We start from the raw sequence: 9,220 nt of genomic DNA, 5'->3' as shown, positions 1-9,220 counted from the left end.
TCGAACGACACCACCGACAATGCCCCGGCGCTGGCCGCGCCGGGAACCTTAAGGAAGTACTGCTGCTGCCCGCTCAACGTTGCGCCGAGCGCGTCGAAACCCTCTGCCATCAGTCATCGCTCCGTAGCCGCCGCAGTGTCTGGCACTGCGCATGCGGCATACTAAAAGCGACGAATTAACCTCTACAATCGTAATTCCCTGAAACTGCTGGATGCAGGTTCAAAAGGCTGCGCGATAAATCCCCAGCGCGTCCGCCTCGCTCACTTCGCGCGGATTATTGACCAGCAGGCGGGTCTGGAGCATGGCGTCGCTGGCCAGGCAGTTCAGGTCGCCTTCCTTCACGCCGACTTCGCGCAGCGTGCGCGGGATGCCGGTGGCCAGCACCAGTCCTTCGATATGGGCGATCAGCGCGGCGGTCTTGGTTTCGCAGCTGCCGGTCGTGCCGGGCAGCACCACGTCGGTCAGTTCCGCGTAGCGCTTGCTGGCGGCGTCGGCATTGAACTTCATCACGTGCGGCAGCACGAGGGCGTTCGAGAGGCCGTGCGGCACATGGAAAATGCCGCCGATCGGGTAGGCCAGCGCGTGCACGGCGGCCACCGGCGAGTTGGCGAAGGCCTGGCCGGCGAACATCGCGCCSAGCAGCATSGCCTCCCGGGCATTGCGATCGTTGCCGTTGTCGCAGGCCAGCATCAGGTTGCGCGAGAGCAGGTCCAGCGCGCGGATGGCCAGCATGTCCGAGACCGGATTCTTGAGGTGGGCGCTGGTGTAGGCCTCGATGGCATGCACCATGGCGTCGATGCCGGTGGCGGCCGTGGCCGCGCGGGGCAGGCCGAGCGTCAGTTCGGCGTCGAGAATCGCGAGGTCGGCGAACAGCTGCGGCGCCACCACGCCCATCTTGGTGGTTTCGCCGGTCGTGACGATCGACACCGCCGTCACTTCGGAACCGGTGCCGGCCGTGGTCGGCATCTGCACCAGCGGCAGCCGGGCGCCGGTGACCTTCTTCACGCCGTACATGTCCTTGAGCGCCTGCGTGGCGGGCAGGAGGACGGCGATCAGCTTGGCCACATCCATCGACGACCCGCCGCCCAGCCCCAGCACCACCTCGGCATCGGCCTGGCGCGCGCGCTCGGTGGCGTCCAGCACGATGTGCTCGGGCGGATCGGCAATGACATCGTCGATCACGGTCACCTGCCAGTCATGCTTGGCGAGGTCTTCCAGCGCCGGCGCGAGCAGGCCGCTCTTGGCCAGGAAGCCGTCGGTCACCACGCACAGGCGCTTGGCCTGCGGGAACGACTCGCGCAGCAGGGCGCCCAGCCGGCGCGCGGCGCCGAATTCGACGATGACCGTCGGCACGGTCTGGAAGCGGAACGGGTTCATGTTGTCTCCGGGAGTTCGGGGCAGGCGGGGCGATCGGGGTCGCCCTTGCTCAGCAATGGGTGCCATAAGGCGGACCGGCACAGTATGCACCGGCCTGCCCGCCTGCATCACATCTGCAGGCAGAGGTACTTGATCTCGAGATATTCGTCGATGCCGTGGCGCGACCCTTCGCGGCCCACGCCCGACTGCTTGATGCCGCCGAACGGCGCCACCTCGTTCGAGATCAGGCCGGTGTTCAGGCCGACCATGCCGTACTCGAGCGCTTCGGCGGTGCGCCAGGCCCGCGCGATATCGCGCGTATACAAATAGGCGGCCAGCCCGTATTCGGTGGCGTTGGCGGCAGTTACTGCCTCGGCGTCGGACTTGAAGCGGAACAGCGGCGCCACCGGCCCGAAGATCTCCTCGCGGGCCATGCGCATGTCGGCGGTGGCGTCGGCGATGACGGTGGGGGTGTAGAACGTGCCGCCCAGCTTGTGCGCGGCGCCGCCGGTCAGCACGCGGCCGCCCTTGGCGCGGGCGTCGTCCACAAGCGATGCAACCTTGTCCAGCGCGGCGTCCTCGATCAGCGGGCCGATCGTCACGCCGTCTTCCAGCCCGTTGCCCACGCGCAGTTGGCCGGTGCGCTCGGCCAGCTTCGTGGCGAAGGCGTCGTAGATGCCGTCCTGCACGTAGAAGCGGTTGGCGCAGACACAGGTCTGCCCGCCGTTGCGGTACTTGGCGGCGAGTGCGCCTTCCACGGCGGCGTCCACGTCGGCATCGTCAAAGACGATGAACGGCGCGTTGCCGCCCAACTCCAGCGAGAGGCGCTTCACGGTGGGCGCCGACTGCGCCATCAGGATGCGACCGACCTCGGTCGACCCCGTAAACGACAGCTTGCGCACGATGGGGCTGCCCGTTAGCACGGCGCCGATGGTCTTGGCATCGCCGGTCACCACCTGAAGCACACCGGCGGGAATGCCGGCCCGGTGCGCCAGTTCGGCCAGCGCGAAGGCGGACAGCGGGGTCAGCTCGGCCGGTTTGATGACGATGGCGCACCCGGCCGCCAGGGCAGGGCCTGCCTTGCGGGTGATCATCGCTGCCGGGAAATTCCACGGCGTGATGGCGGCGCAGACGCCCACGGGCTGGCGCAGCGTGACCAGGCGCTTGTCGGCGGCCGGCGTGGCCAGCACTTCGCCGTCCACGCGCTTGGCTTCCTCGGCAAACCATTCGATAAAGCTGGCCGCATACGCGATCTCGCCGCGCGCCTCGGCTAGTGGCTTGCCCTGCTCGCGCGTCATCAGGTAGGCCAGATCGTCCGTATTGGCGATCATCAGGTCGAACCAGCGGCGCAGCAGGTTGGCGCGTTCCTTGCCGGTCTTGGCGGCCCAGGCGCGCTGCGCTACCTCGGCGGCGGCGACGGCGCGCTCGGTCTCGGCCGCGCCCAGGTCGGCCACCTTGGCGATCACCTCCCCGGTGGCCGGGTCCGTGACGTCGAACGTGGCGCCGGAGTCGGCGCCAATCCATTGGCCATCCACATAGGCCAGCTGTTTCAGAAGCGAGGGATCCTTGAGTTGCATGGCGGCTTTCCTGAGCGGGTTGATTCATATCGTTCAATAGATGGAACGATATTCGGTATGTCGAACGTGAGCGTATGATACGCCCATGCACGGCAGACTGCCAACCGCCCGGAAGCGTTCCGCGCAGCCGGTACAATCCGCCCAACTCTTCCGTATTGCCCAATGCCCAAGTCCGCCTACAACGCTCCCGCCGATGATGCCGCGCCGTCGCTGAAGTCCACGTCGCCGGCGGTGGTGCGCGCGGTACATGTCATGGATGCCGTGGCCGCCGCCCCGGAACCGCTGACGCTGGCCGACCTGACCCGGCTGACCGGCGCGCCCAAGAGTTCCCTCCACGGCATGTGCGACACCCTCGTGCAGCTGCAACTGCTCAAGCGCCTGCCCAACGGGGCGATGGCGGTGGGCCCGCACGTGATGGCCTGGGCCAACGCCTTCCTGTCGCAGACGCAGATGACGAGCGAGTTCCGCGCGCTCTGGGAGCAGACCGATGCCTTCCACGACGCCACGGTCACCTTGTCGATGCTCGATGGTGCGGAGGTGGTCTACCTGGCCTGCCAGAACGGCGACCGCCCGCTCGGCGTCACGTTCCGCATCGGCATGCGCCTGCCGGCGCCCTACACGGCCACGGGCAAGGCGATGCTGAGCACGCTGCTGCCGGCCGAGGTGCGCGACCTGTTCGCGCCGGGCATGCCGCCGCCGCTCACGCGGGCCAGCGTGGCCGATGTGGATGGTTTGCAGGCCGAACTGGCCCAGGTGCGGGAGGTGGGATATTCGACCGACAACGGCCAGATGCGCGAGGGCATGACGTGCTTCGGCGCCCCGGTGTTCGACGCGGCCGCCCCGTGCGCAGCGGGCGCCATCGCGGTCAGCTACCTGACCAACGAGATCGATGCGGCCACCGGCGACCGCATCGGCCAGCAGGTACGGGCGCTGGCGGACCAACTGTCGGCAAGGCTTGGCGCCCGGCGGTAACGTCCGCCACCGGGGAAGCCATCACGCGGTCAGGCCATGCTCGACCGCAAACACCGCCACCTGTACGCGGCTGGCCAGATTCAGCTTCTTGAGGATGTTCTGCACGTGGATCTTGACCGTGCTCTCGGCCACACCGAGGTCGCGCGCGATCTGCTTGTTGCTCTCGCCCCGGGTCAGCCCGCGTACGATCTCGCGCTCCCGCACGGTTAGCCGCGCGCCGTCCTCGGCACTCGGAGAAGGCGGTGCGGAAGGCTGCGCCGGCGCGCGGAACTGCGCCACGAGCTTGGCCGTCATGCCATCCGAGATCACCGGCTCGCCGGATGCGGCGCGGCGGATGGCCGAAGCCAGGAAATCCGCCTCGATATTCTTTAGCAAATAGCCCCGGGCGCCGCCGCGCAGCGCGCTGGCCAGTTCCTCGGCTTCCTCGGAGACGGTGAGGATCAGCACCGCCGTGTCGGGCAGGTCCTGCGCCAGCAGGGCCAGCGTCTCCAGCCCGGACAGCCCGGGCATGTTCAGGTCCAGCAGGACCACGTCGGGGCGATGCTGCTTGGCGCGCTTGAGCCCCTCCACGCCATCGGCCGCCTCGTCCACGACGGCAAAATCGGGCTGGCGCTGCAACAGCGCGCGAATGCCTGAACGGAACAGCGTGTGATCGTCGATCAGCAGGATGCGGATGGTCATGGCTGGAGACTCGCTTCGTTGATTTCGTTGGGCGCTGTGGCTTCGTTGGCTTCGCCGGCCACATGGGCGCCGGGCACGCGCAGGGCCACGCGGGTGCCGCGCCCGGGCGCGGAATCGATCGACAACTGCGCGTTGAGCCGCGCGGCGCGCTCGCGCATGATGTGCAGACCCACCTGCATCTCGCAGCGCGTGGCGAGCCCGGCGGCATCGAAGCCCTCGCCATCGTCCTGCACCACCAGTTCGAGGTCGCGCCCGCCTTGCAGCCGCACCAGCACGTGGCCGGCCTGCGCGTGCTTGCGCACGTTGGAGAGCGCCTCCTGTAGCACGAACAGCACCTGCAACTGGGCATCGGGCGGCAGCGGCCGGGCGTTGTCGTAGCCCTCCACCTCCAGCCGCACCTCGGTGGCGCACTGCCGCCGGAAGCGCGCCACGGTGTCTTCTGCCGCTTGCCGCAACTCGCCCTGCGTGAGCCGGGTGCGGAAGTTCAGCAGCAACTCGCGCACATCCTGGTAGCTTTCGTCCACCCCGCAACGGAGCATCGGCACGATCGCCGCCACATCGGCCAGCGCCCCGCGCGAGACGGCATCTTCCAGCAGTTGGGCTTGCAGGTTCAGGTAGTTCAGGCCTTGGGCGATGCTGTCGTGCAAGCCCTGCGCCACGAGGTTGCGCTCCTGCACCACGGCCAGCTGGCGCGCGGTGGCGGACAGCCGCTGGTGTTCGAGCGCCACGCCCAGGTGCTGCGCCAGCGTCTCCAGCAGTTGCCGGTCGGATGCATTGAGCACCCGTGGCGAGCGGAAGTGGAGCGAAAACATGCCGATCACCCCGCGCGGCGTGTCGATGCGGAACGCCGCGAAGCCGCCGAAGCCGCAGGCCATCGGCGGCGAGGGCAGTGCGTGGGTTGCAGACGGCCAGGCGACCACGCGCTGCCGCGTGGCCGCGCCGCAGTGGCAGGCATCGGCCGCCATGCGCTGTTCCTGCTCGACCAGCGTGGCGGGCAGCCCTTCGGAAACCACCATGTGGAGGTTCTCCGGCACTGCATCGAGCATGCGCACGCTGCCGCCATCGGCGTCCAGGCGCCGCATGATCCGGGTCAGGAAGCCCCGGCACAGCGCCTCGGCCTCGTTCGGCTGGTTCAGGTAGGCGGCGATGTCGTAGAGCGTCTCGAGGTCGCGGTTGCGCCTGGCCAGTTCGGCGGTCTTCTGGGCCACGCGGGCTTCGAGCCCCCGGTAGAGTTCCTGGAGTTCGGCCGCCATCCGATTGAAACCGGTGCTCAATGTGCCGAATTCGTCACGGCTGGTGACCGGCAGGCGCAGCGAGAATTCGCGGGCCGCCATGCGGCGCAGGCCATCCTGCAGCGTCAGCACGGGCAGGATGATCCAGAGATAGAGCAGGTAGATGACCGCGACGGTGCCCATGCAGGCAATGGCGGCCAGTGCGGCCTGGGACATGCGCAGCAGGTCCGTCTTGCGCGCGTTGTCGGCCTCGATCATGCGCACCAGATGGTCTGCCTGCGCGACGAAATCCGACAGCGCGGCCACATAGGTGAGCGATGTGCCGTCGGGCGCGTTCAAGTCCTGCTCCGCCAGCGGCTTCATCCGGTCGTCCCATGCCCGTGCCACGCGGTCGAGCTGGTCGTGGATGGCCGGCACGGCGGGCAGGAACAGCGGTCGTGTGGCGTCGCCCCGGCGCAGTTGCGCCAGCGTCTCGTCCAGCTGGGCGATCCGTGGCACAAGAGCGTGGGGTTGATGGGCGCGGGCGCGGGTCAGTTCGATCGCCACCGCGTTGGCGCGCATCCGCACGCTGCCAGCGTCGTTGATCGCCGCGCCGGCGCCTTCGAGGTTCCAGGAGAGCCACAATGTGCCGCCGATCATCGTCAGGACAACCAGCAGCGAGATCAGGGACAGCGAGATGATGCGGGTGGAGAGGCGGTGGCGCAGCCCCGGCAGCCCGACCGCCGAGGTGGCATGGGGGTCCGCGTGCGCATCGAACGCGGTGTCAGGAAAGGGGGCTGGCATGTTGTGGGGGCGAGGGCAGGGCGTGGGGACAGCTGCCATTCTGGTACCGGCGATTGCGCCGTTTCCTGCGCTGGATCAAATCGCCGACGGATGGGACGGGAACTTACGCGGGATTCGCATTCCGGCAACAGCCCAATCAGGCCGGCGCGACCCCCGCCGGCTTTTCGCCCGACATCAGGTAGTGGATCAGGTCCGCCACGGGGCGGATGGCGTCGCCAAACGGCAGCGTGCCCTTACCCCGGAAGAACAGGCCGCGCTCCACGTCGCCCTTGAGCGCCTGCGAGAGCTTGCGGTCGATGCAGAACTGGCCGATGCGCGCCACGCCGTCGCGCAGGCCGCACGATTGCAGGCAGTCGAAGCCCTCCAGGCACTCGCGCACCTTGGCGCGCGCCTGGAGCGCCGACTCCCGGGAGAGATAGCGCTTGAGCCACGGCGTCAGCACCGCGCGCGCCGGCAGTCCCGCCACGCTCGTGAATTCGCCGATCTGTTCCTGCGGCGCGGAAGCCAGCACCTGTTTGAAAGCCAGATGCGCATCGCATTCCTCGGTCACGGCAAAGGCGGTGCCGACCTGCACGCCGGCCGCGCCCTGCGCCAGCCAGTGATGCAGCTTGCCGTGGTGGCCCAACCCGCCGGCCAGGATCAGCGGCACGGACTCCCAGGCCAGCCCCAGGCTGGCGAACAGCGTGCGGCATTCGTCCAGCACGCGCGCAAACGAGAACCGCTCATCGCCAATGTCCTCCATGCGCGAGGCGCCGAGGTGCCCGCCGGCATGCGCGGGATGTTCGATCACGATGGCATCGGGCAGCCGTCCCTTCTTCATCCACTTGCGCAGCACGAGGCTGACGCCACGGGCGTCGGACAGGATCGGGATCAAGGCCACCTTCGGGTGATTGGCGGTCAGTTCGGGGAGGTCGAGCGGCAGGCCGGCGCCCATGACGATGGCATCCGCGCCGCTATCGCACGCCTGCCGGACCAGCGCCGCGTGGGCGCCAACGGCCTTCATCACGTTGACGGCGACCATCCCTTGCCCGCCCGCCAAGTCCTTCGCCGCGCGCACCTCGCGGTCCAGCGCCACGAGGTTGGCGTGTTCGATGGCCGCCTTGTCGCGTTTGGCCGTGGCGGCCATCAGGTCGGGGTGATGATGGCGCAGGTCGATGCTGGCGATGGTGCCCATGGCGTTGTGGCGGGCCACCGTGCCGGCCAGCCGATGCGCGGAGATGCCCACGCCCATGCCGCCCTGCACGATAGGAAGCAGCTTGCGGCCGGCCAGGTTGAGCCATCGATGTGTCATGAGGAAATCCGAAGTCAGGAGGGGCAAAAAACGGCCCAGCGTCTCACGCGCATCGGGGTGGCAGTTTGCCCCAGATCAAATTGCGGGGGATCGGCGGCCCGTTCCGAGGACCTAGTTCGGCGGAACGAGACGGGTAGAACACAGCCGGGGTTTGCGCGGGGTCAAAGGTTCCCTCGATGGGCATGACTAGCATCCTTGATCGATCGCTACCCCATGCGCCGCACCGCGCATTTTCGCCATGGATGCCTCCCCGCCCGACGTGCATGATGTGCCCGATGCGCCAACCCCCCCAACCGAGCCATCGCGCCGCCAGCCCCGCCGGCCCCAACTGGTGGCACCCGCCGGCTCGCTCGCGGCCCTGCGCATGGCGCTGCAGCACGGCGCGGACGCCATCTACCTCGGGTTGCGCGATGCCACCAACGCGCGCAACTTCGGCGGCCTGAATTTCTCCGAGGACGACATCCGCACCGGCGTGGCCGAAGCCCGCGCGCGCGGCGCCGAAGTACTGTTCGCCATCAACACGTTTGCGCAGATGGGGCAGGTAGACCGCTGGCACCGCGCCGTGGACGCCGCCGCCGCGCTGGGCGCCGACGCGGTGATCATGGCCGATCCCGGCCTGATGGCCTACGCGGCGGAGAAGCACCCCGACCTGCGCCTGCACCTGTCCGTGCAGGGCTCGGCCACCCATGCCGATGCCATCGCGCTGATGCGCGAGCGCTTCGGTATCCGGCGCGTGGTGCTGCCGCGCGTGCTGACGCTGGCGCAGATCGCCAAGCTGGCCAGGCAGACCGATGTGGAACTTGAGGTCTTCGGCTTTGGCAGCCTGTGCGTGATGGCCGAGGGCCGCTGCCTGCTGTCCTCGTACGCGACCGGCGATTCGCCGAACAACCGTGGCGTCTGCTCGCCAGCCCACGCCGTGCGCTGGGACGAGGCGGACGGCACCATGCACGCGCGGCTCTCCGGCATCCTGATCGACAGCTACGCGCCCGGCGAGCCGGCCGGTTACCCCACGTTGTGCAAGGGCCGTTTCACCGTGGAGGGCGAGCACGGCTACGTGCTGGAGGAGCCCACCAGCCTCAACGCGCTGTCGCTGCTGCCGGCGCTGATCGACATCGGCATCGCCGCCATCAAGATCGAGGGCCGCCAGCGCAGCCCGCGCTATGTGGGCGATGTGGTGGGCGTGCTGCGCGCCGCCATCGACGGCGCCTGGCGCGACCCCCGGCGCTTCGTGCCACGCCAGGAATGGCAGGCCACATTGGGGCGCCATGCCGAGGGCGACCAGGTGACCCAGGGCGCCTATGACCGTCCGTGGCGCTGAAACCGTCCGC

The 9,220-nt window shown here is 68.7% G+C and carries 7 protein-coding genes; 2 read left to right on the top strand and 5 right to left on the bottom strand.

The genetic code is table 11. The annotated features are described in order from the left end of the window. Positions 1 to 219 precede the first annotated feature (219 nt). The gene (locus AC1DEL_RS26695; protein WP_477126429.1) at positions 220 to 1,377 is read right to left on the bottom strand and encodes an iron-containing alcohol dehydrogenase; all 1,158 of its coding nucleotides are present in this window, start codon (positions 1,375 to 1,377) and stop codon (positions 220 to 222) included. A gap of 107 nt (positions 1,378 to 1,484) precedes the next feature. Continuing rightward, entirely contained in the window at positions 1,485 to 2,933 is a 1,449-nt protein-coding gene (locus tag AC1DEL_RS26690) for an NAD-dependent succinate-semialdehyde dehydrogenase (RefSeq protein WP_441645582.1), read from the bottom strand. Between the two features lie 162 nt (positions 2,934 to 3,095). Between AC1DEL_RS26690 and AC1DEL_RS26685 the strand changes: the two genes are divergently transcribed. Then, positions 3,096 to 3,905 carry an IclR family transcriptional regulator gene (locus tag AC1DEL_RS26685; RefSeq protein WP_092296894.1) on the top strand — a complete coding sequence of 270 codons (810 nt, stop codon included), beginning with the start codon at positions 3,096 to 3,098 and terminating at the stop codon, positions 3,903 to 3,905. A gap of 21 nt (positions 3,906 to 3,926) precedes the next feature. On the opposite strand, the gene AC1DEL_RS26680 is transcribed toward AC1DEL_RS26685, so the two are convergent. The 3 genes from AC1DEL_RS26680 to AC1DEL_RS26670 form a co-directional block, all read right to left on the bottom strand. After that, positions 3,927 to 4,586 (bottom strand): response regulator, encoded by a 660-nt coding sequence (locus AC1DEL_RS26680; protein ID WP_441592852.1) that lies wholly within the window; start codon positions 4,584 to 4,586, stop codon positions 3,927 to 3,929. Next, positions 4,583 to 6,601 (bottom strand): type IV pili methyl-accepting chemotaxis transducer N-terminal domain-containing protein, encoded by a 2,019-nt coding sequence (locus tag AC1DEL_RS26675; protein WP_441592853.1) that lies wholly within the window; start codon positions 6,599 to 6,601, stop codon positions 4,583 to 4,585. The genes AC1DEL_RS26680 and AC1DEL_RS26675 overlap by 4 nt, the downstream gene beginning before the upstream one ends. Before the next feature lie 136 nt (positions 6,602 to 6,737). Then, the gene (locus tag AC1DEL_RS26670) at positions 6,738 to 7,892 is read right to left on the bottom strand and encodes an NAD(P)H-dependent flavin oxidoreductase (RefSeq protein WP_092296906.1); all 1,155 of its coding nucleotides are present in this window, start codon (positions 7,890 to 7,892) and stop codon (positions 6,738 to 6,740) included. A 364-nt stretch (positions 7,893 to 8,256) separates the two neighbouring features. Between AC1DEL_RS26670 and ubiU the strand changes: the two genes are divergently transcribed. Continuing rightward, complete coding sequence (gene ubiU, locus AC1DEL_RS26665; protein WP_477126437.1) at positions 8,257 to 9,210, top strand: ubiquinone anaerobic biosynthesis protein UbiU; 954 nt, start codon at positions 8,257 to 8,259, stop codon at positions 9,208 to 9,210. The last annotated feature ends 10 nt before the right edge of the window (positions 9,211 to 9,220 follow it).

The sequence above is a fragment of the Cupriavidus sp. 10L43_2 genome (genome assembly GCF_056395265.1).
This window is presented reverse-complemented; position numbering and strand designations above follow the sequence as displayed.